This window comes from Siccirubricoccus soli (genome assembly GCF_024178315.1).
GTDB lineage: Bacteria > Pseudomonadota > Alphaproteobacteria > Acetobacterales > Acetobacteraceae > Siccirubricoccus > Siccirubricoccus soli.
Genome location: NZ_JAMZIK010000084.1, coordinates 43,963 through 64,741 on the forward strand (window position 1 = coordinate 43,963; position 20,779 = coordinate 64,741).

Annotated in this window: 21 protein-coding genes; 18 read left to right on the forward strand and 3 right to left on the reverse strand. The window is 72.9% G+C overall.

Annotation, left to right across the window (positions count from 1 at the left end):
• Positions 1-22: 22 nt before the first annotated feature.
• The 4 genes from NJ376_RS13740 to NJ376_RS13755 all read left to right on the forward strand — a co-directional run bounded on the left by NJ376_RS13740 (position 23) and on the right by NJ376_RS13755 (position 4,548).
• On the forward strand, positions 23-1,048 hold the full coding sequence (locus NJ376_RS13740) for a glycosyltransferase (protein WP_252953886.1): 1,026 nt from the start codon (positions 23-25) through the stop codon (positions 1,046-1,048).
• Positions 1,048-2,808, forward strand: a complete 1,761-nt coding sequence (gene asnB / locus NJ376_RS13745; protein ID WP_252953842.1) for an asparagine synthase (glutamine-hydrolyzing) — start codon at positions 1,048-1,050, stop codon at positions 2,806-2,808. The genes NJ376_RS13740 and asnB overlap by 1 nt, the downstream gene beginning before the upstream one ends.
• A 439-nt stretch (positions 2,809-3,247) precedes the next feature.
• Positions 3,248-3,508: a hypothetical protein gene (locus NJ376_RS13750; RefSeq protein WP_252953843.1), complete on the forward strand. Its 261-nt coding sequence runs from the start codon at positions 3,248-3,250 to the stop codon at positions 3,506-3,508.
• Between the two features lie 77 nt (positions 3,509-3,585).
• The gene (locus tag NJ376_RS13755; protein ID WP_252953844.1) at positions 3,586-4,548 is read left to right on the forward strand and encodes a Bug family tripartite tricarboxylate transporter substrate binding protein; all 963 of its coding nucleotides are present in this window, start codon (positions 3,586-3,588) and stop codon (positions 4,546-4,548) included.
• A 118-nt stretch (positions 4,549-4,666) separates the two neighbouring features.
• Here the strand turns inward: NJ376_RS13755 and NJ376_RS13760 are convergent, their stop codons facing one another.
• Positions 4,667-4,900, reverse strand: coding sequence for a hypothetical protein (locus tag NJ376_RS13760; RefSeq protein WP_252953845.1), 234 nt, complete (start codon positions 4,898-4,900; stop codon positions 4,667-4,669).
• A gap of 123 nt (positions 4,901-5,023) precedes the next feature.
• Between NJ376_RS13760 and NJ376_RS13765 the strand changes: the two genes are divergently transcribed.
• From NJ376_RS13765 to NJ376_RS13790, 6 genes are all read left to right on the forward strand, one after another.
• Positions 5,024-5,341, forward strand: coding sequence for a PepSY domain-containing protein (locus NJ376_RS13765; protein ID WP_252953846.1), 318 nt, complete (start codon positions 5,024-5,026; stop codon positions 5,339-5,341).
• Positions 5,341-6,003 (forward strand): response regulator transcription factor, encoded by a 663-nt coding sequence (locus tag NJ376_RS13770; RefSeq protein WP_252953847.1) that lies wholly within the window; start codon positions 5,341-5,343, stop codon positions 6,001-6,003. Before NJ376_RS13765 ends, NJ376_RS13770 begins: the two co-directional genes overlap by 1 nt.
• Before the next feature lie 6 nt (positions 6,004-6,009).
• The gene (locus tag NJ376_RS13775) at positions 6,010-7,350 is read left to right on the forward strand and encodes a sensor histidine kinase (RefSeq protein ID WP_252953848.1); all 1,341 of its coding nucleotides are present in this window, start codon (positions 6,010-6,012) and stop codon (positions 7,348-7,350) included.
• 121 nt (positions 7,351-7,471) lie between these two features.
• Entirely contained in the window at positions 7,472-8,788 is a 1,317-nt protein-coding gene (locus NJ376_RS13780; RefSeq protein ID WP_252953849.1) for a dihydroorotase, read from the forward strand.
• A 10-nt stretch (positions 8,789-8,798) separates the two neighbouring features.
• Entirely contained in the window at positions 8,799-9,407 is a 609-nt protein-coding gene (locus NJ376_RS13785) for a histidine phosphatase family protein (RefSeq protein ID WP_252953850.1), read from the forward strand.
• Between the two features lie 99 nt (positions 9,408-9,506).
• Entirely contained in the window at positions 9,507-9,935 is a 429-nt protein-coding gene (locus tag NJ376_RS13790; protein ID WP_252953851.1) for a GFA family protein, read from the forward strand.
• 150 nt (positions 9,936-10,085) lie between these two features.
• Here the strand turns inward: NJ376_RS13790 and NJ376_RS13795 are convergent, their stop codons facing one another.
• Both NJ376_RS13795 and NJ376_RS13800 read right to left on the reverse strand, forming a co-directional pair.
• Positions 10,086-10,826 (reverse strand): hypothetical protein, encoded by a 741-nt coding sequence (locus NJ376_RS13795; protein ID WP_252953852.1) that lies wholly within the window; start codon positions 10,824-10,826, stop codon positions 10,086-10,088.
• Complete coding sequence (locus NJ376_RS13800; protein WP_252953853.1) at positions 10,823-12,862, reverse strand: 4Fe-4S dicluster domain-containing protein; 2,040 nt, start codon at positions 12,860-12,862, stop codon at positions 10,823-10,825. Before NJ376_RS13800 ends, NJ376_RS13795 begins: the two co-directional genes overlap by 4 nt.
• A 184-nt stretch (positions 12,863-13,046) precedes the next feature.
• On the opposite strand from NJ376_RS13800, the gene NJ376_RS13805 reads away from it, so the two are divergent.
• The 8 genes from NJ376_RS13805 to NJ376_RS13840 all read left to right on the forward strand — a co-directional run bounded on the left by NJ376_RS13805 (position 13,047) and on the right by NJ376_RS13840 (position 20,715).
• Positions 13,047-13,706: a biotin/lipoate--protein ligase family protein gene (locus NJ376_RS13805; RefSeq protein ID WP_256476342.1), complete on the forward strand. Its 660-nt coding sequence runs from the start codon at positions 13,047-13,049 to the stop codon at positions 13,704-13,706.
• A 364-nt stretch (positions 13,707-14,070) separates the two neighbouring features.
• Positions 14,071-14,601 (forward strand): DUF6505 family protein, encoded by a 531-nt coding sequence (locus NJ376_RS13810; protein WP_252953855.1) that lies wholly within the window; start codon positions 14,071-14,073, stop codon positions 14,599-14,601.
• Positions 14,598-15,620, forward strand: coding sequence for a DUF6352 family protein (locus NJ376_RS13815; protein WP_252953856.1), 1,023 nt, complete (start codon positions 14,598-14,600; stop codon positions 15,618-15,620). Before NJ376_RS13810 ends, NJ376_RS13815 begins: the two co-directional genes overlap by 4 nt.
• Positions 15,617-16,132, forward strand: a complete 516-nt coding sequence (locus NJ376_RS13820; protein ID WP_252953857.1) for a DUF3305 domain-containing protein — start codon at positions 15,617-15,619, stop codon at positions 16,130-16,132. The genes NJ376_RS13815 and NJ376_RS13820 overlap by 4 nt, the downstream gene beginning before the upstream one ends.
• Positions 16,129-16,806 (forward strand): DUF3306 domain-containing protein, encoded by a 678-nt coding sequence (locus NJ376_RS13825; protein ID WP_252953858.1) that lies wholly within the window; start codon positions 16,129-16,131, stop codon positions 16,804-16,806. Before NJ376_RS13820 ends, NJ376_RS13825 begins: the two co-directional genes overlap by 4 nt.
• A gap of 124 nt (positions 16,807-16,930) precedes the next feature.
• The gene (locus NJ376_RS13830; protein WP_252953859.1) at positions 16,931-17,524 is read left to right on the forward strand and encodes a TorD/DmsD family molecular chaperone; all 594 of its coding nucleotides are present in this window, start codon (positions 16,931-16,933) and stop codon (positions 17,522-17,524) included.
• Between the two features lie 19 nt (positions 17,525-17,543).
• The gene (locus NJ376_RS13835) at positions 17,544-17,765 is read left to right on the forward strand and encodes a twin-arginine translocation signal domain-containing protein (protein WP_252953860.1); all 222 of its coding nucleotides are present in this window, start codon (positions 17,544-17,546) and stop codon (positions 17,763-17,765) included.
• A 10-nt stretch (positions 17,766-17,775) separates the two neighbouring features.
• Positions 17,776-20,715: a formate dehydrogenase subunit alpha gene (locus NJ376_RS13840; RefSeq protein ID WP_252953861.1), complete on the forward strand. Its 2,940-nt coding sequence runs from the start codon at positions 17,776-17,778 to the stop codon at positions 20,713-20,715.
• The last annotated feature ends 64 nt before the right edge of the window (positions 20,716-20,779 follow it).

Consider the following 20,779-nt stretch of genomic DNA (forward strand, 5'->3'; position numbering starts at 1 on the left):
GCCCTTGCGCATCGCCCATGTCATGGCCGGCGCGGCCATGGGCGGCGCCGAGGCCTTCTATGAGCGGCTGGTCGCGGCGCAGCACGCCGCCGGCGAGCAGGTGCTGGCCATCATCCGCGCCGAGCCCGGACGGGCAGCCCGGCTGCGGGCAGCCGGGCTCGATCCGGTGGAGCTCGGCTTCGGCGGGCCGCTCGACCTGCGGACCGCGCCGCGGCTGCGGACGGCGCTGGAGGCGTTCCGGCCGCAACTCGTCGTCTCCTGGGCCAACCGGGCCAGCCGCTTCGCCGGGGCGGTGAAGCGGCGGGGCGCGCCCTGGACGCTGATCGGCCGCATGGGCGGCTATTACGACCTGAAGTACTACCGTGGATGCGACCATGTGGTCGGCAACACCGAGGATCTGCGGCGCTGGATCATGCGGGGCGGGGTGGCGGCGGACCGTGCCCACTACCTGCCGAATTTCGCCGCCGACCTGGCCGGGGCCGCGCCTGCCGCGCTGCCGGCGCCGCCGGGCGCGCCGAAGCTGCTGGCGCTCGGCCGGCTGCACCGCAACAAGGGCTTCGACGTGCTCCTGCGGACGCTGCCCATGCTGCCCGGCGTGCATCTCTCGATCGGCGGGGAGGGGCCGGAGCGGGCGGCGCTGCAATCCCTGGCGGCCGAGCTGGGGGTGGCGGAGCGTGTCGCCTTCCTTGGCTGGCGGCAGGATATCGGCGCGCTGCTGGCGGGCAGCGACATCTTCCTCTGCCCCTCCCGGCATGAGCCGCTGGGCAATGTGGTGCTGGAGGCCTGGTCGGCCGGGCGGCCGGTGGTCGCGGCGGATGCCGCCGGGCCGGCGGCGCTGATCGAGGATGGCCGGACCGGGCTGCTGGTGCCGCGGGAGGCGCCGGCGCCGCTCGCCGCCGCCATCGCCGGGCTGCTGGAGCAGCCGGCGCGCGCCGCGGCGCTGGCCGCCGCCGGCCGGGCGGAATTCGAGCGCGCCCACGCCGCGCCGGCCGTGCTGGCGCGCTGGCGGGAATTCCTGGCGGCGGTGGCGCTGCGGGAGGGTGGCTGATGTGCGGCCTCGCCGGGCTTGCCCTGGCCGCTGGCCAGGCGCCCTCCGCCACGGTGCTGGAGGCGATGACGCGGGCGCTGGCGCATCGCGGCCCGGATGGCCATGGCCATCACGTGGTCGGCAATGTCGCCCTCTCCCATACCCGGCTCGCCATCATCGACCTCGTCACCGGCGACCAGCCGCTGTTTGCCGGCCCGGCGGCGCTGGTGGCGAATGGGGAGGTGTACAATTACCGGGAGCTGCGGACCGAGAACCAGCTCCACTGCGCCACCAACAGCGATTGCGAGCCGCCGCTGCATCTCTTCCGCCGCGACGGCATCGGCTTCGCTGACCGGCTGCGCGGCATGTACGCCATCGCGCTGCATGACCGCGCGGCGCGGCAGGTGGTGCTGGCGCGCGATCCCTTCGGCATCAAGCCGCTCTACCTGGCGGAGATCCCGGGCGGCATCGCCTTCGCCTCGGAGCCGCAGGCGCTGCTCGCCGCGGGGCTGGTCGCGCCGCGCATCCGGCCGGAGGCGCTGGCGGAGCTGCTGCAGCTGCAATTCACCACCGGCGCCGAGACGATCTTCCAGGGCATCACCCGCGTGCTGCCGGGCGAGACCATCGTCATCGCCGACGGCGCCGTCACCGAGCGCCATCGCCGCGCCGCCCTGCCGGAGGGCGGGCCGGAGTGCATCTCGGCGGAAGCGGCGCTCGCCCGGCTGGATGTGGCGCTGGAGGAGAGCGTCGCGCTGCACCAGCGCAGCGACGTGCCCTATGGCATGTTTCTCTCCGGCGGCATCGACAGCGCGACGGTGCTGGCGATGATGGCGCGGCTCAACGAGCGTCCGGTGCTCGCCTTCACCGCCGGCTTCGACGTGCCCGGCGCGGCGGATGAGCGGGAGGCGGCGCGGGCGATGGCCGCCTCGGTGGGCGCGAAGCACGTCACCGTTGCGGTGGATGAGGCGATGGTCTGGCGGCACCTGCCGGAGATCGTCGCCGCCATGGACGACCCGGCGGCGGACTACGCCATCATCCCCACCTGGTTCCTGGCGCGGCGCGCGCGGCAGGAAGTGAAGGTGGTGCTGTCCGGCGAGGGTGGCGATGAGATCTTCGGCGGCTATGGCCGCTACCGCTCCGCCATGCGGCCCTGGTGGCTGGGCGGCAAGGCGCCGCGCAGCCGCGGCAGCTTCGACCGTCTCGAGGTGCTGCGGGCGCCGCTGACCGGCTGGCGGGACGGCATCGGCGCGGCGGAGGCGGCGGCGGCCTCGCCCGGCCGCACCCGTTTGCAGGCGGCGCAGGCGCTGGATGTGACGGACTGGCTGCCGAACGACCTGCTGGTGAAGCTCGACCGCTGCCTGATGGCGCATGGCGTGGAGGGCCGCACGCCGCTGCTGGACACCGGCATCGCCGAAGCGGCCTTCCGCCTGCCGGACGCGCTGAAGGTGCAGGGCCATACCGGCAAGTGGCTGCTGCGTGAATGGCTGGCCCGGCGCCTGCCCGCCGCCGAGCCCTACAAGCCGAAGCAGGGCTTCACCGTGCCGGTCGGCGCCTGGATCGCGGGGGTGGGGGAGAAGCTCGGGCCCCTGGTGGCAGCGCAGCCAGGTATTGCCGAAATCGCCCGACCGGACCGGGTGGCGGCGCTGTTCCGCGCCGCGGGGGGCGACAAGCACAAGGGCTTCGCCGCCTGGCACCTGCTGTTCTACGCGCTCTGGCACCGCCGGCATGTGGAGGGGGTACGGGCGGAGGGGGATGTGTTCGCGGCGCTTTCGGCCCGGTAGCGCCTTCCGCCGGACTTACGGTGCCTCCGGCGAAGCCGGAAACAGGCGCCGGCGCCCTGGCTTGGAGCCGCAAGGCCGCCTGGCGGCCGGAATGTCGCAGTGCGAAAGGCCGGCCCGCCTTCATGGCGGCAGGGCGCGATCGGCCCGATCCGCAGCCGATGGCCGCCGATCCCGGCTCGGACACTCCTCGCGTTCCGGGCCGGGTATCGCGTGCAGGGTTGGCGCGGCGGCTGCGCGCCAGATTGAAGGACATACCGGCCGCGCCTGTGGGCCGAGATCGGCCGGTGTTCCGCGCGGCCGACATGAGGCGTCCTTGCGGGAAATCCCTGTCACGCATTCGGGACGGCGCGAAGCCGCGCGGGCGAGAGGTAATTGAAGCAGCAGGCGAACAGGCCTGCTAGGTTGTAACGCCGAACAGTGCTTCGGCTGGAGCAGTCCCATGCCAATGCGCGCTTATCGAGCGACGGTCGGCCATGTCGGCGTACATGTCGGACGTAATATCTGGAAGTGGGTCGGTGTGTCTGCTGCTGCTACGGTGATTGCCGGGTTCGTTTACGGGAAGCTGGGTCGAAGTGCCGGAGTATTCGGCGATTTCGCCGCACTTTCCGGTTGCATCCTCGGCACCCTGGTCATGGTGCGGAGTCAGCTGGGCTTCGTCCCGGAGCATCCGCTGCCGGGGGATGACGTGATCCAACAGTGACCGCGCTGGGCCCGGGGATCTCGCCACACTCCTAGCGAAAGGCGCTATGCTTGGCGGCAACACCGGGAGGATACCGCATGCCCCTGCGTCGCCGCCTGCTTGCCGCCGCCCCGCTGCTCGCCCTGCCGGTGCTGGCCCGCGCCCAGTCCGGCGCCATGCGCCTCGTCGTTCCCAACGCCCCGGGCGGCACCAGCGACATCCTGGCGCGGCTGATCGCCGAACCGCTGGGCCGGGCGCTGGGCGGGACGGTGATCGTCGAGAACCGGGCCGGCGCCGGCGGCAATATCGGCGCCGACCTGGTGGCGAAGAGCACGCCGGACGGCACCACCATGCTGCTGCTGGATGTCAGCGTGCTGGAGACCTTCCCGAGCCTGCTCGCCCGCATGCCCTATGACGTGGAGCGGGACCTGGCGCCGGTGCAGATGCTGATCTACGCGCCCTACATCCTCGCCGTCGCCAACCGCCTGCCGGTGCAGGATGCGAGGGCGCTGGCGGCACATGTGAAGGCCAATACGGGCAGGGTCAGCGCGGCCAATTCCGGGGCGGGGACGCTGACCCATATCGTCGCCCTGTCGCTCGCCAGCCATTGGGGCGGGGAGATGATCCATGTGCCCTATCGCGGCGGCGCGCCGGCGCTGCTGGCGGTGGCCTCGGGCGAATCCGACCTGACCATGGCCGGGGCGACGCAATCCCAGCCCTATGTCACGGGCGGGCAGATGCGGGGCGTGGCCGTCTCCGGCCGGCAGCGCCTGACGGCGGTGCCGGACCTGCCGACCTTCGCCGAGCTGGGCTGGCCCCTGCCGGAATCGGGGACCTGGCAGGGGCTGCTGGTGCAGGGCCAGACGCCGCCCGCCATCGTGGCGCGGCTGGAGGCGGCGGTGGCGGAGGTGCTGGCCATGCCCGCGGTGCGCAGCCGCATCGCGGAACTCGGCGGGGTGGTGCAGGCGGATGGCGCGGCAGCCTTCAGGGCGCGGCTGCAGGCCGATACGGCGGCGCTGAGCGCCATCATCCGCACGAACAACATCCGGATGGACAACTGACTCCGCCGGCCTCCTCTTCTGGCCGTTCCGGCCGGGCCTGCCAATGCGCGCTCGACCCCGTGGAGCGCACCTCAAGCCCCGGCACCTTCCTGCCATGAGAAGAAGGAAGCCGCTCCGGTCAGCATGGCCCTTCGCTGCACACCGCATCGCGGCCCAGCGGCACGTCCCGCATCGTCACGCCCCGCGGCATTTCCCGGAACACCGGCGCCGGGCTCCCGCTCAGCCCCCAGGGCCCCGCCTTCGGTTCCGGCGCCGGCCAGGGGCTGCGCCGCCAGGCCATCAGCGCCGGCACGCCGCCCAGCAGCAGCAGGGTCGCCGCCAGGGCCAGCAGATCGGCATCGAGATAGGTCATCCTGCGCTCCATTGCGGGGCATGCTGCCCCTCGCTCTTGGACCCCACCATGACCACCCCCGCCTGAACCGGCGCTGAGCGACCCGTTCAGCCTGGGTTCAGCCAAGACGGTGCAAACAGCCCCATGCGTCGCCCCCTGCTCTGCCTCCTGGCCGGCCTCGCTTTGGTCGCGCCCCAGGCCGCCCGCGCCGATGATGACGATCACGAACGCGCCCGCGCCGCGGTGGAGGCCGGGCGCATCCGTCCGCTCGCGGAATTGCTCGCGGCGGTGGAACGGCGCTTCGTCGGCCAGGTGGTGGAGACCGAGCTGGACGACGACGACAACCGCTGGACCTACGAATTCAAGCTGCTCCCGCCCTCCGGCCGGATGTATCGGGTGATCCTCGATGCCACGACGGGCGCCGTCCTCTCCACGCGCGGCCCGGTGCAGGAGCGGCGCTGATGCGGGTGCTGGTGGTGGAGGACAGCGAGGCGCTCGCGGCCCAGCTCCGCGAGGCGCTGGCGGCGGCGCATTTCGCCGTGGACCATGCGGCGGATGGGGAGGAGGCACTCTTCCTCGGGGAGACCGAGCCCTATGACGCGGTGGTGCTCGATCTCGGCCTGCCGCGGCTGGACGGACTTTCGGTGCTGCGCCGCTGGCGCGCCGCCGGCCGCGCCATGCCGGTGCTGATCCTGACGGCGCGCGATGCCTGGACGGAGAAGGTCGCTGGCCTTGATGCCGGGGCGGATGACTACCTGGCCAAACCCTTCGTGATGGGGGAGCTGCTGGCCCGGCTGCGCGCCCTGGTCCGCCGCGCCCATGGCCGCGCCCAGGCGGAGCTGCAGGTCGGCGCGCTGAGCATCGATACCGCGACCAGCGCCGTCGCCCTGGAGGGGCGGCCGGTGCGGCTCACCGGCCTCGAATTCCGGCTGCTCTCCTATCTCGCCCACCGCCCCGGCCAGGTGGTCTCCAAGACCGAGCTGACGGAGCATCTCTACGCCCAGGATTTCGACCGGGACTCCAACACGCTGGAGGTGGTGATCGGCCGGCTGCGCAGGAAGCTGGACCCGGCGCTGATCGAGACGCTGCGTGGCCAGGGCTACCGGCTGGTGGCGCCGGGCTGAGCCTCCATGCGCCCCCGTTCCCTGACGCTCCGCCTGGCGCTGCTCTCGGCCGCCTGGGTCGCGCTCGGCCTCGGCGTCGCCGGCTGGCTGATCCTCTCCCTCACCTCCAGCCAGATGCTGCGCAGCTTCGACGGCCGGCTGGTGAACCTGCTGGACGCGGTCGCCGGCGTCGCCGCGGTAGGGCCCGAGGGGCAGCTTTCGGTCGGCACCGTCCGGGCGCTCTCCGCCACCAATTTCGCCCAGCCGCTATCGGGCTATTACTGGCAGCTCGCCGCGCCCGGGGCGCGCAGCGCCACCTCCCGTTCGCTCTGGGATGCGCGGCTGCCGCCCTATGACCTCGCCGCCGGCAACGGCCCGCATGTCCGCGACGTGCCGGGGCCGCGGGGGGAGAGGCTGCGGCTGGCCGAGCGGGCCGTGGTGCCGGTGGATGGCAGCCAGCCCGTGCTGGTGCAGGTGGCCATCGCGCGGGGGGAGCTGGACCGCGACATCCGCCGGCTGCGCCTGCTGGTGGGCGGCACCTTCGCGCTGCTCGGCGCCGGCCTCGTGCTCGGCACGGTGGCGCTGCTGGTCTTCGGCCTGGCGCCGCTGCGGCGGGCCCGCCACACCCTGGCGGAGGTCAGGGCGGGCCGCCGGGAGCGGCTCGCCGCCGGCCCCGCGCCGGCCGAGATCGCGCCGCTGCTGGAGGAGATCGACGCGCTGGTGGCGCAGAACCGGGCGACGGTGGACCGCGCCCGGGCGCATGTCGGCAACCTCGCGCATGCGCTGAAGACGCCGATCGCGGTGCAGCGCGCCGCCCTGGCGCCGGAGGCGCCGGACCTGCCACTGGCCCAGGCGCAGAACGCGGCGATGGAGCGGCTGGTGCAGCACCATCTGGTGCGTGCCCGGGCCGCGGCCCTGGCCGGCTCCGCCACGACCGAGGCGGTGCCGATGGCGGTGGCCGGGGAGATCGCCCGGGTGCTGCGGCGGCTCTTCGCCGGCAAGGGGATCGAGATCGCGCTGGCCGGGGATGAGTCGGTGCGGGTGCCGGTGGACCACCAGGACCTGGCGGAGATGCTGGGCAACCTGCTGGAGAATGCCTGCAAATGGGCCCGCAGCCGGGTGTCCCTGAGCGTGGCGCGGGAGAATGGCGGGGTGATGCTGCGCATCGCCGATGACGGGCCCGGCCTGCCCGAGGCGGCGCGGGAGGCGGTGCTGGCCCGCGGCATCCGGCTGGACGAAATGGCGCCGGGCAGCGGGCTCGGCCTCGCCATCGTGCGGGACCTGGCGGAGCTGTACCGGGGGCGGCTGGCGCTGGATCGGGCGCCGGAGGGGGGGCTGCTGGTGCGGTTCTGGCTGCCGCTGCGGTGATCGAGAGGGCGCCGCGCCCCTCCCCAAGCTCCACCCGCGCAGGGCCGAAAGGCTGCCGGACCCCATGAGTTGAGCGCGAGTCTCGGCTATACCCCGCCAGCAGCCCTAGGGAGACTTTGCCATGACCAGCTTCGACCTCATCCTCAAAGGCGGCCGGCTGGTGCTGCCCTGGGGCGAAGAGAATGCCGATGTCGGCGTCCGCAACGGCAGGATCGTGGCCATCGGCGACCTCCGCACCTCCGACGCCGCCGAGACCATCGACTGCGCCGGGCTGCACGTTCTGCCGGGGCTGATCGATGCGCATGTGCATCTGCGCGACCCGGGCGACCCGAAGGTCGAGACCCTGGCCACCGGCACCAGGGCCGCCGTGCTGGGCGGCCTCGCCGCGGTGTTCGACATGCCGAACACCGCGCCCTCCATCACCGACCGCGAAAGGCTGGATTGGAAGCGGGGCTATCTGGAGGGCAACGCCTATTGCGATGTCGGCATCTATGTCGGCGCCTCCAAGAAGAATATCGCGGAGCTGGCGGAGCTCGAACGTCAGCCGAATGTCTGCGCGGTGAAGGTCTTCGCCGGCTCCTCCACCGGCGATTTGCTGGTCGAGGACGATGCCAGCCTCGAAGCCGTGATGCGCAGCGGCCGCCGCCGCATCTGCTACCATTCCGAGGACGAGTACCGGCTGCAGGCGCGCAAGCCCGATTTCCACAGCGGCATGCCGCACCGCAACCACATGGTCTGGCGCGACGTGGAATGCGCCTTCCTCGGCACCCGCCGGCTGATGGCCCTGGCGCGGAAGACCGGCCGCCCCGCACACATCCTGCATGTCTCCACCGCCGAGGAGCTGGACTACCTGAAGGAGTTCCGCGACGTGGCGACGGTGGAGGTGCTGCTGAACCACCTGACCCAGACCGACGAGGCCTATGACCGCCTTGGCGGCTATGCGGTGATGAACCCGCCGATCCGCGACGAGCGCCACCTGCGGGCGGCCTGGGCGGCGGTGGCGGATGGCACCGTCGATGTGGTGGGTAGCGACCACGCGCCGCATTCCCGCGCCGCCAAGGAACGCCCCTGGCCGGATTGCGCCGCGGGGCTGACCGGCGTGCAGACCATCGTCCCGCTGATGCTGGACCATGTGAATGCCGGCCGGCTCTCGCTGACGCGCCTCGTGGACCTGATGTGCGCCGGCCCGGCGCGCGTCTATGGCGCGCTCAACAAGGGGCGGCTGGCCGCCGGCTACGATGCCGACTTCACCCTGGTGGACATGAAGAAGCGGCGCACCATCGAGGAAAGCTGGATCGTCTCCCCCTGCGGCTGGACGCCCTTCGCGGGCCAAAGCTGCACCGGCTGGCCGGTGGCCACCATCATCCGCGGCCAGGCGGCGATGCGCGAGGATGAGGTGCTGGGCGCGCCGCGCGGCAAGCCCGTCGCCTTCCGCTGAGCGACCCGGCATGCGGCCGGTCCATTTCATCACCCATCCGGAGGTGGTGATCGACCCGGCGGTGCCGGTGACCGACTGGCCGCTCTCCGCCCGCGGCATCGCCCGCATGCAGCGCCTGGCAAGCCGCCCCTGGGCGCGGGGCCTCGGCGCCATCTTCTGTAGTGCCGAGCGGAAGGCGCGCGACGCGGCGGGGCTGCTGGCCGCGCCGCTCGGCCTCGCCCCCATCATCCTGCCCGGGCTGGGCGAGAATGACCGCTCCGCCACCGGCTATCTGCCGCGGACGGAGTTCGAGACGGTGGCGGACGCCTTCTTCGCGCAGCCGATGCAGAGCGTGCGCGGCTGGGAGCGTGCCGCGGACGCGCAGCGACGCATCCTGGCGGCGGTGGAGGCGGTGCTGGCGCAGGTGGCCGGGGGGACGGGGGCGGTCGCCATCCTCGCCCATGGCGCCGTCGGGGCACTGCTGCTCTGCCACCTGAAGCGCGTGCCGATCAGCCGGGCGGAGGACCAGCCCGGCGAGGGGGGTGGCCAGGCCTTCAGCTTCGAGGCCGCGTCCCGCGCGCTGCTCGCCGGCTGGCGCAGCCTCGAAGCGCTGGGGGAGGAGGGCGTCCCGGCCGGCTGATCCCAGCGCGGGGCAAGGCACCGATGGCGTGACATCCGGCACGGACGCCGGCGCAGATTCCGAGCCATCCTCGCCCCAACCGAAGGGGAGGGGAGCGATATGGCCGGATCCTACAAGGGCGCCTGCTTCTGTGGCGCGGTGGCGATCGAGGCGAGCGGCGAGCCCGAGGCCATGGGCTATTGCCATTGCCGCTCCTGCCGCTCCTGGTCCGGCGGGCCGGTGAACGCCTTCAGCCTCTGGGCGCCGGAGGCGGTGAAGGTGACGCAGGGCGAGGAGCACATCGCCACCTTCGCCAAGACGGAGATGAGCCACCGGCAATATTGCCGCCTCTGCGGCGGCCATCTGCTGACCCGGCACCCGCCGCTCGGCATGGTGGACGTCTTCTCCGCCACCTTGCCGGACCTGCCTTTCCACCCGGCTGTGCATGTGAACTATGCCGAGACGGTGCTGCCGATGAAGGACGGGCTGCCGAAGCTGAAGGACTTCCCGAAGGAGTTCGGCGGCAGCGGGGAGATGGTGGCGGAGTAGGGCCTCATCGCCTGAGCTGCACGCCGGCGACTGGCCGGGACGGCACGCGCGAAACCGGGCGAATGCATCCCCGCGGCGCCCGTGGACAGCTCTCCGGAGAGGAATATTGCCGCTGCGAAAGCTGCGCTGCGCAACCCGCCAGGCAGCCGCCTACTTGCGGCGCCGCCGCGACGCGGACGGGGCAGGGGGCTGGCGCGTCCCGCCTCCGGCCGGCTCCCGCCCTTCTCCTTTGGCGGAGCCCTCGAGAAGGCTCCCGAGCATCTCCATCAGCGCCTCATCCGCCGGCGAGGGGAAACGCTCCCGCAGCACATCGCCATAGAGGGTCGCGGCGAGGGAGTGGCGGAAGGGCAGCCTGCCGCCCCGCGCTGCCGCCTCCCGGGCGAAGGCCAGGGTCTCCTCGTCCACCGGCACGATGATGCCGAACCCGGCATGGAAGGGGCCGGCATCGAACAGCCGCAGGCCGAAGGCCAGCCCCTCCGGTGCCGAGGCTTCCAGGCTCTTGTCCAGCAGCCACAGCCGCGCATCGGCGGCCAGCAGGTCCTCCACCCAGAGCCCCGCCGTCTCGTGCCGCCCGGCGGCGCGGAACAGGGAGAAGCGCGCCCCTGCCATCGCCTCGGCCAATGCCCGGTCCGGCGGCGGCAGCGCCGCGGCGCCCTTGGCCAGGAAGCCGTCATAGGCGCGCCGGCCGCGCTGGTTCGGCTCGAACAGCGCGATGTCCATCAACATGGCGAGCACCTGGTCGTCATCCGGCACCGCCTCGGCGCCGGACAGGATCTGCTTCACCGCCCGGCTGAGATCCGCCTTGCTGCAGGCCTGCGGGGCCAGGCGCAGGATGCGCTGGATGCCGGCGCGGATCGGGTCGTAAAGGGCCAGAGCCTCCTCGCGCGTCATGCCTCCTGATCCCTCTCCCGCAGCCAGTCCTCGGTCGTGCGCGTCACCGGCCGCGCCGGGCCGGCATAGGGGTCCAGCGCGGCCTCCGCCGCCACGATGGCGCGGCAATCCTCGCACATCTCCAGCACCGCCAGCCGGGCCAGGTCCTGGAACATCCAATGCCCGCTCGCCTGCAGCTTCGCCTTCACCCGGGCCAGGCTGCTGGCGGTGCCAAAGGGCCTGGCGCAGCGGGTGCAGAGCGCCGGCGCCTCCGCCTTCACCACCACCGGCCTTGCGGCTGCCTCGGCGAAGTTCAGCCGCGGCTCCAGGGTGATGACCTTCTCCGGGCAGGTCGCCGCGCAGAGCCCGCATTGCACGCAGGCGGTCTCGAGGAAGCTCAGCTCCGGCCGGTCCGGGTTGGCGGTGAAGGCCTGGGTCGGGCAGACCATGGTGCAGGCGAGGCAGAGGGTGCAGCCCTCCGCCGCCACAAGCGCCAGGCCGAAGGGTGCCTGCTCCGGCAGCTGCACCACCGCCGGTCCCGCGCCGCCATGCAGCGCCGCCAGCGCCTGGCGCAGCACCTCCCGCGGCGCGCCCAGGGCGAGGAAGCTGGCGGCCGGGCGGGGGGTGCGCAGCGCGAGGGCGGGCGAAAGCGCCTCCGCCAGGGTGAAGGGGTCGTCGGTCTCGATCGCCGCGGCACGGGGCGGCGCGGCCTCCAGCCCAAGGCCGGTCAGCGCGGCGCCCAGGTAATCCAGGTTGCGGAACAGCCCCTCCGCGCCATGCGGCCGGTGGCCGGGCAGCAGCACCCGCACCGAAGCCGCGCCCCAGGCGAAGGCGGCGGCGAGCAGGGCGAGATCCAGCTGCGTCGGCTCGTTCAGCCGCAGCGGCAGCACCCGCGCCGGCAGCCCCTCGCCATGCCGGGCGAGGGCGTCGATCAGCGCCTCCCCCTGCTCGCCGCCATGCAGCAGCAGCACCGGGTCGCGCCCGCCCGCCTCGGCGAAGCCCAGCAGCAGGGCGCGGGCCTGGGCCAGCAGCGTGGCGGGCGGCGGCAGCGCATAGGTGATGGCCCCGGTCGGGCAGACCGCTGCGCAGGCGCCGCAACCGGCGCAGATCTCGGCGCTGAGCGCCACATGCTCCGCCCCGCGGGCGCCGGGCGGCGCCACCCCGGGGGTGATCGCGCCGGTCGGGCAGAGATCGAGGCAGCGGGTGCAGCCGGTGCGGCGGTTGCGGCTATGGGCGCAGAGCCCGGCCTCGAATTGCACAAAGCGCGGCTTGTCGAACTCGCCGACCAGGGTGCGGGCCTCGGCGATGAGCCTCTCCACCGCGGCCGCATCCTCCGGCGCGGCGCGCAGATAGCCGATGCGGGTCGCCGGCAGCAGCGGCGGCCCGCCGGTGAGGTCGAGGATCAGGTCGCAGCGGCTCCTTGCCCCGTCCTTGCCGGCGCCCCAGACATAGCGATCGCGGGAGGCGGGGGAGGGGGCGGCATAGCCATCCACCAGCACCTCGAAGGTGCCGAGCCAGCCCGTGGCGCCGCGGGCTCGGCCGCGCAGGACGGGGAATTCGGCGCTGCGCGGCGGCGTCACCGGCTCGGCCCCGGTCAGCAGCACCGTCAGGTCCAGCGTATCCGCCAGGCGCCGCGCGGCCTCGATGGCCACCGCGTCACGCCCCAGCACCAGCGCCACCCCCTCGCTCTTCAGCGGCACCAGCGGCGTGGCCGGCAGCGGCACCGCGGCGGCGGCGAGCAGCGCCGCCATCTTCGGCCCGGTCTGCGCCGCCTCGGCGGACCAGCCGGCCTGCTCCCGCAGATTGACGAAGGTAAGGGGCGCGGCGCTGCCCGCCGCCTCCGCCTCCTGCGCGAAGAGCGGCGCTTCCTGGGTGCAGCCCACCGTCACCGGGCGGCCTTCCCCGAGCGCGGCGAGGAAGCGGTCGAGCTGGCTGCGGCAGAGCTGCTCGGCGATCCGCAGCTCCGCCCCGCGCGCGGCGCAGCCACGGGCGAGGGTGCGGCCATCGAGCGGCATGCTGTCCTCGCAACTGCAGACGAAGGCGATGCGGTCGGTCATCTCGCGGTCCCGGGCCCCTGGCCGTCCTGGTCATCTATGGCGGCCGGCCGGGCCGGTCCGTTCGCGGCGCTGGCCTGGAAGGGCAGGGCAGACACCGGGCCCTGGTCCGGGCGCTTGGCTGGCCATATATGCGCCGGCGCACGCTTCTGCGAGGGAAGACAGCATTCGCCCCGGCCTGCCGCCTCTGCCCAGCGTCTTCCGGCCCGTCGTCCTGCGGGAAGGGGCGGATGCCCTTGCGCGGGCGGTGGCGCTGGCGCCGCGGGAAGGGGCGGGGTGCCTTACCTGGGTCTCCGCCTATGCCCGCGCCGAGGCGGCGGTGGTGCTGGAGCCGGAGTTGCCGCTGGCCCAGGCGCGGCTTGCCTTCCATGCCGCGGCCAATGCGCTGGCCGATGCGGTGGCGGCGCTCGGCCCGCCGGAGCGGGCGGTGGCGCTGCGCTGGCCCGGCCGGCTGCTGGTGGAGGGCGGGGAATGCGGCTGCGTCCGCCTCGCCGCCCCGCCCGGTGCGGCGACGGAGGCGGTGCCGGACTGGCTGGTGGTGGGCATGGAGCTGCGCCTGGCCTTTCCGGAGGGCCATGCCCCGGGCGAGACGCCGGACCAGACCAGCCTGTTCGAGGAAGGCTTCCCGGTGGAGCTGGACGCCGCGGCGCTGACCGCCGCCTGGGCCCGGCACCTGATGGCGGGGCTGGAGGAATGGCAGGCGCGCGGGCCGCAACGGCTGATCGAGACCCTGCTCGCCCGGCTGGCGGAGGCGCCGGCGGCGGGGCGGCGCGGGATCGAGCCCGGCACGGGGGCGCTGGTGGTGGAGCGGGATGGCATGCGGGAGCGGTGGGATTTGCCATGGTGAGGTGGGCGGCACGGGTCTGGCGGCCGGGGATTTCCCCAGGCCCGCAGCCTGGCGCGGAGCGCCGGCAGGCCGGAGCGGCCAGGGAAACAGAGCTGGAGCCATATCCGATCAGTGGAATCGCCTGATCGGATATGGCTCTAGAAGACATGAGATCTGGAGCGGCGTATCTCCGGCCTGATGGATTACCCCGTGATCCGTCAGGTCGGAGGCCGTTCCAGAAGCCGGAGTCGTTGCCCCTCATGGCCATGCCGCCAACCCCGACAGGAGCCGGACCGGCCGCTGGGCCCCAGCCCGGGCTGCCGCGCCGCGGCCTCGGCCGCCCGGTCCGGGGGCGGGGCACCCGTGCGCATCGCGGCTGCCACCCATGATCCGCCTGCCCCGCACCATCCGCCTCGACCCCTCCGACCGCCTGGTCTTCGAGCGCGCGGCCGAGCCCGGCGAATGGGCCGTGCCGGGCGGCTTCGAATTCTGGGACAGCGACCCCGCCACCCTCACCGGCAAGCGGCGCCAGGCCTTCCGCGCGGGCTTCCTCGGCCTCTCCAGCCTCGGCTGGTCCAGCCTGGTGGAGGTGGCGGAGGCGAGCCCCGCCGAGCACAAGGCGGCGGTGGCGGCGCTCGCCGCGCATATCCTCGCCGCCCATGGCGCGCCGGACGCGGCCGCCGCCCGGGCCGCGGCCGAGGAGGAGATCGCCTTCGCCGCCTCGCTCTGCGACCATCCGCCCGGCACGGTGCTGGCGCTGGCCCGCCGCATCGAGGCGGGCGCGGTGCGCGAGCAATTCCGCACCCTGCACCGCCGCGCCGAGCCACTGCGCGAGCCCGCCGCCCTGCCGGTGTTTGCGGTGGTGGAGGAGGTGGAGGATGAACCCGCCGAACGCCCGGACCTGACCCGCCTATGAGCGATTTCTGGACCGCCTCCGGCCACCTTCTCTGCGACCGCGACGCGGCGGGGCGGCTGGTGCCGACCCCCGATCTCTGGCGCGCCTTCCTGGCCCGGCCGGAGCTGGTGCCGCCGGAGGAGGCCTGCGAGGCCGAGCTCGCCCTGCATGCCGGGTTGCTGGCAGCACCGCTGCGCCCGGTGGCGCCCGCGGAGGTGGCGGCGCTGGCGGACGCGGATGCGCGGGAGAACTGGGCGCTCTACCTGGCCTTCCGCGACCGGGTGCAGGCGGCGCCGACGCTGGAGGCGGCTTGGCTCTCCCTCTACCGCGGCGATGTCCGCGGCATTCCGCCGCTCTTCCTGCAGATGCTGACGCATCTGGTGGCGCGCGCCGCCATGGAGGGGGAGGCGGATGCCTTCACGCTTCGCGCCGCCGAATGCCTGTTCCGCCCGCAGCGCGCCGCCATCCATCACGGCGCGACCCTGCTGGCGGATGAGGAGGTGCTGGAGGCCCGCGCCGCGGATGGGGATCTCGGCGCCATCGGCCGGCTGCTGACCGAGGCCGGCGCCCCGCCGCGCGAGGTGGAGCTGGAGGTGCTCTCCGAGGCGCTGGCACCATCCTACGCCGCGCGGTCCGACGCGCATGACCTCGCCCTCGACATCGCCGAGGGGCGGCCGGGGCAGGCCGGCCTGGCCCGCGCCCTGGAACGCTTCATCCGCCATGCGATCGGAGAGGAGGTGACGATCCGCCCGGTTCCGGTCATCGAGGATGCGCACTGGCGCTGGCATGTCGGGCTGGATGCGGAGGCGACCGCCATCGCCAATGCGCTCTGGCGCGGGGAGGCTGTGGCGCAGGCACGCCTCGCCCGCCTGCTCTGGCTCGGCGTGCTGGAATTCCGGGAGAGCTCGCGCGTCCTGCCGGAGGTGGCGGGGCGGCCGGTCTATCTGGCGCTGGCCATGGATGCGGCGCAGCGCGTGCGGCTGAAGCCGCAGAACCTCGCCACCGGCCTGCCGCTGATCGCGGCGGAGCAGGCGGCATGAGCCGGCTGGAAGTCCCGGGCACGCTGCATCTCCCGCTCGGCGTGCTGGTGGAGCGGCGGCCCGGCGTGACGCAATGGGCCGAATGGTCCTGGCGGGCGGTGGAGGTGCTGGAGGAGGCGCCGGAGCTGCTGCCCTGGACCCTGCTGCGGGAGGAGGCGGGGCGGAGCCTGTTCTTCGCCGGCAGGGCGGACTTGATGCTCTGCCCGACCGACACGCCGAACTACCTGGACAATCTCGGCGCCGCGGTGCCGAGCCTCTGGGTCGTGCTGCGGCCGGTGGAGGCGGCGCCGGGCTACGCGCTGCACGCCGTGACGGTGGATAGCGGCGAGGCGCATCTCTACGCCGATGCCGGGCAGGATCTGCTGGAAGCGCTGCCGATGCCGCCCGGCCTGCGGGCGCTGCTGGAGGGCTTCGTCGCGCAGCACCATGTGGAGCGCGGCTTCCACAAGCGGAAGCGGGACCGGGCGGACCCCGGGGCGATGGGCCGCCGCCGCCCGGGGAGCGAGGGGTGAGCGAGGCGGAGGGCTTCCTTGCCCGCTGGTCCCGTCGCAAGCGCGCGGCGCGGCAGGAGGCGAAGCTGCCGGAGCCGGACCCGGCCGCGGCGGCGCCCGAGGCCGCGGCGCCGGCCGAGCCCGCAATTGCCTCGCCCGCGGCCCCGCCGCCAGAGCCGGTCTTCGATCCCGCCAGCCTGCCGCCGCTGGAGAGCCTGACGGTGGAGAGCGACCTGACGCCCTTCCTCCGCGCCGGGGTGCCGCAGGCGCTGCGCCAGGCGGCGCTGCGGCGGATGTGGAGCCTCGATCCGCTGATCCGCGATTTCGTCGGCCCGGCGGATTACGCCTGGGATTTCAACGCGCCGGAGGGGGTGCCAGGCTTCGCCCTGGAGCTCGGCGGCGATGTGAAGCGGCTGCTGGCCCAGGCGATCGGCCAGGCGGAGGACCAGCCGGAGGAGGCTGAGGCGGAGGCCGAAGCGCCGCCCCCGGCGCAGGAGCCCGACCCCGCCGCGGCCCTGGCCGAGGCAGCGCCGGCGGCGGCGCCCGACCCGACCCTCGCCGTGTCCGGCGATGCGGCCGCCGCCTTGCCCACGCCATCGCCCCCGGCAGCTTCCGCGCCGCCCCTGGCCGAGGCCGGGCCCGCCGCCCTTCCCCCGCCCGGGCGGCGCCGGCATGGCGGGGCGCGGCCGGCCTGAAGGGTCATCCTTGCAATTTCAGGGTGTTCCCCAAGCTAGACTCTTGCGGAATGGCCCCACGCCCTGTCAGATGAAGGCGTTAGATGGACCGACTGTCAGCATTGTCGCGAGAGCAGGAGCAGGCGTGACCAGGCGGAACGCGAACCTGCCGGATGCCCTGGAGGCGGAACGGGCGCGGCTCTTCGCCCTGCTCGGGCGGCTGCTCTCGGCCGCACCGGATGCGGCGCTGCTCGCCGGCCTGGCCGGGCTGCGCGGGGATGCCTCGCCGCTGGGCAGTGCCCTTTCGGGGCTCGCCGAGGCCGCGGCCAGCGCCCGGCCGCAGGCGGTGGAGCAGGAGTATTTCGCGCTCTTCATCGGCGTCGGGCGCGGGGAGTTGCTGCCCTACGCCTCCTACTACCTCACCGGCTTCCTGCATGAGCGCCCGCTGGCGGAGCTGCGCGCCCGCCTCGCCCGCCTCGGCATCGTCCGCAGCCCGGAGGTGGCGGAGCCGGAGGACCATCTCGCCTTCCTCTGCGAGGCCTATGCCGGGCTGCTGGAGGGCCGCTTCGGCCGGCGCGAGGACGCGCCCGAATTCTTCGACCGCCATCTCCGCCCCTGGGCCGGACGCTGCTGCGCCGACCTGGAAGGGGCGGCGGCTGCGGTCTTCTACCGCGCGGTCGGCCGCCTCGGCCGCACCGCCTTCGAGATCGAGCAGGCCGCCCTGGAGCTGCCGGCATGACCACCAAGGAATCGCCGTAATGGACAAGACCAGCTCGGAACGGCGCGGCTTTCTCCGTGCCCTCGGCCTCGGCACCGCGGCGGCGGCCGCGACGGTAGGGGAGGCGGCGGCACAGCGCGCGGATGCCGTCCCGCCCGGCCAGGCGCGGAAGGAGAATGCCGCGGAGCGCGTGGCCGCGCGCTACCGCGAGACGGCCGAGGACGTGCAGGCCTTCTACCGCACCAACCGCTACGAGTACTGAGGGGCGTGCCATGCTGATCAAGCGTTCGGATGGCAAGGCGGCGAGGCAGCGCCTCGCCTCGGCCTATGCGGGCCTCTCCGCCGGCGGGCTGGACCGTCGCGCCTTCCTGCGCCAGGCAGGCTTCGGCGGCGCGGGCCTCGCCGCGCTCGGCACGCTGGGCGCCGGCCGCGCCCAGGCGGCAGGCTCGATGGGCGTGCAGGATTTCAGCCAGCCGGTGCAGCGGGTGAAGAATGTCTGCACCCATTGCTCGGTCGGCTGCACCGTCACCGCCGAGGTGCAGAACGGCGTCTGGGTGGGGCAGGAGCCTTCCTGGGCCAGCCCGATCAACCGCGGCACGCATTGCGCCAAGGGCGCCTCGGTGCGGGAGCTGGTGAGCGGCGACCGGCGGCTGAAATACCCGACGAAGCTGGTCGGCGGGCAGTGGCAGCGCATCACCTGGGACCAGGCGATCGAGGAGATCGGCGCCAAGCTGCTGGAGGTGCGGGAGAAGGCGGGGCCGGACAGCGTGTTCTGGCTGGGCAGCGCCAAATTCACCAATGAGGCGGCCTATCTCTTCCGCAAATTCGGCGCCTTCTGGGGCACCAATTCGGTCGATCACCAGGCCCGCATCTGCCACTCCACCACCGTCGCGGGCGTCGCCAATACCTGGGGCTATGGCGCCCAGACCAACAGCTACAACGACATCCGCAACGCCCGCACCATGATCATCATGGGCGGCAACCCGGCGGAGGCGCATCCGGTCTCCTTGCAGCACGTCCTCTCCGGCAAGGAGATCAACCGCGCCAACCTCATCGTCATCGACCCGCGCTACACCCGCACCGCCGCGCATGCGACGGAGTATGTCCGGCTGCGGCCGGGCACGGACATCCCGCTGATCTGGGGCATGCTCTGGCACATCTTCCAGAATGGCTGGGAGGACCGGGAGTTCATCCGCCAGCGCGTCTACGGCATGGAGGAGATCCGCGCCGAGGTCGCGAAATGGACGCCCGATGAGGTGCAGCGCGTCACCGGCGTGCCGGGCGAGCAGCTCAAGCGCGTGGCGCAGATGTTCGCGACGCAGAAGCCCTCCACCCTCATCTGGTGCATGGGCGCGACGCAGAAGACCGTCGGCACCGCCAATGTGCGGGCCTATTGCGTCCTGCTGCTGGCCACCGGCAATGTCGGCAGCGCCGGCACGGGCGCGAACATCTTCCGCGGCCACACCAACGTCCAGGGCGCGACCGATCTCGGCCTCGATGTCACCACCCTGCCCGGCTATTACGGGCTGGACGAGAATGCCTGGCGGCACTGGGCACGGGTCTGGGAGGTGGAGTACGAGTGGTTGCTCGGCCGCTTCGCCAGCAAGGCGCTGATGGAGACGCCGGGCATCCCGACGACCCGCTGGTTCGACGCCACGCTGATGCCCGGCGAGCGGGAGAAGACCGCCGCCGATGGCGAGGCCTATGTGCAGCAGCCGCACAGCCTGAAGGCCATGGTGGTGTTCGGCCATGGCGGCAACACCGTCACCCGCATGCCGGAATCGGTGAAGGGGCTGGAGAAGCTGGAGCTGCTGGTGGTGGCGGATCCGCACCCCACCACCTTCAGCCAGCTCTCCGCGCGGAAGGACGGCACCTATCTGCTGCCGATCTGCACCAGCTTCGAGATGGAGGGCAGCCGCACCGCCTCCAACCGCTCCCTGCAATGGGGCGCGAAGATCGTCGAGCCGATCTTCGAGAGCAAGAACGACTACGACGCCATGTACCTGCTGGCGAAGCGGCTCGGCTTCGCCGATCAGCTGTTCAAGCGCATCGGGGTGGCGCAGGGGCCGAAGGGCCCCTCGGTCTCCGCCGAGGACATCCTGCGCGAGATGAATCGTGGCCTCTGGAGCATCGGCTATACCGGCCAGTCGCCGGAACGGCTGAAGCTGCACATGGAGCACCAGGACAAATTCGACCTGGTAACCCTGCGCGGGCGGCAGGGCACGCCGGTGGAGCACGACTATTACGGCCTGCCCTGGCCCTGCTGGGGCACGCCGGAGATCAGGCACCCCGGCAGCGCCATCCTCTACAACACCAACCTGCATGTGAAGGACGGCGGCGGCGCTTTCCGCGCCCGCTTCGGCGTGGAGCGCAACGGCCAGACCCTGCTGGCCGAGGGGAGCTGGTCCAAGGGCTCGGAGATCGAGGACGGCTATCCGGAATTCACCGTCGCGGTGCTGAAGCGGCTCGGCTGGTTCGACGATCTGACGGCCGAGGAGAAGACGAGCCTCGAGCGGCATTTCGGCACCAATATCGACCGCGCCGCCTGGTCCACCGACCTCTCGGGCGGCATCATCCGGGTGGCGCTGGAGCATGGCTGCTCGCCCTGCGGCAATGCCAAGGCGCGGGCGGTGGCCTGGAACCTGCCGGACCCGGTGCCGGTGCACCGCGAGCCGATCTACACGCCGCGGACCGACCTCATCGCCAAATACCCCACGCTGCCGGATCGCCGCGGCTTCCGCATGCCGCATCTCGGCCAGAGCGTGCAGGCGCGCAGCAATACGGTGGCGAAGGATTTTCCCATCGTGCTCACTTCCGGCCGGCTCGTCGAGTACGAGGGCGGCGGCGAGGAGACGCGCTCCAATCGTTGGCTGGCCGAGCTGCAGCAGGAGATGTTTGTCGAGGTGAACCCGGCCGATGCGGCGGAGCGCGGCGTGCGCGATGGCGGCTGGGTCTGGGTGCTGGGGCCGGAGAGCAATGCAAGGGTGAAGGTGAAGGCGCTGGTGACCGAGCGGGTCGGCAAGGGCGTCGCCTTCATGCCCTTCCACTTCAGCGGCTTCTACCAGGGCGAGGATCGCCGCCGCTTCTACCCGCCGGGCACCGATCCCATCGTGCTCGGCGAGAGCGTGAACACCGTGACCACCTATGGCTATGACCCGGTGACCTTCATGCAGGAAACCAAGGTCACCCTCTGCCAGATCCGGAGCGCATGATCATGGCTGTGATCGAGGAGCGCCGCAGGGCGCGGAGCGTGAATCACAGCCACTCCCGGAGGGA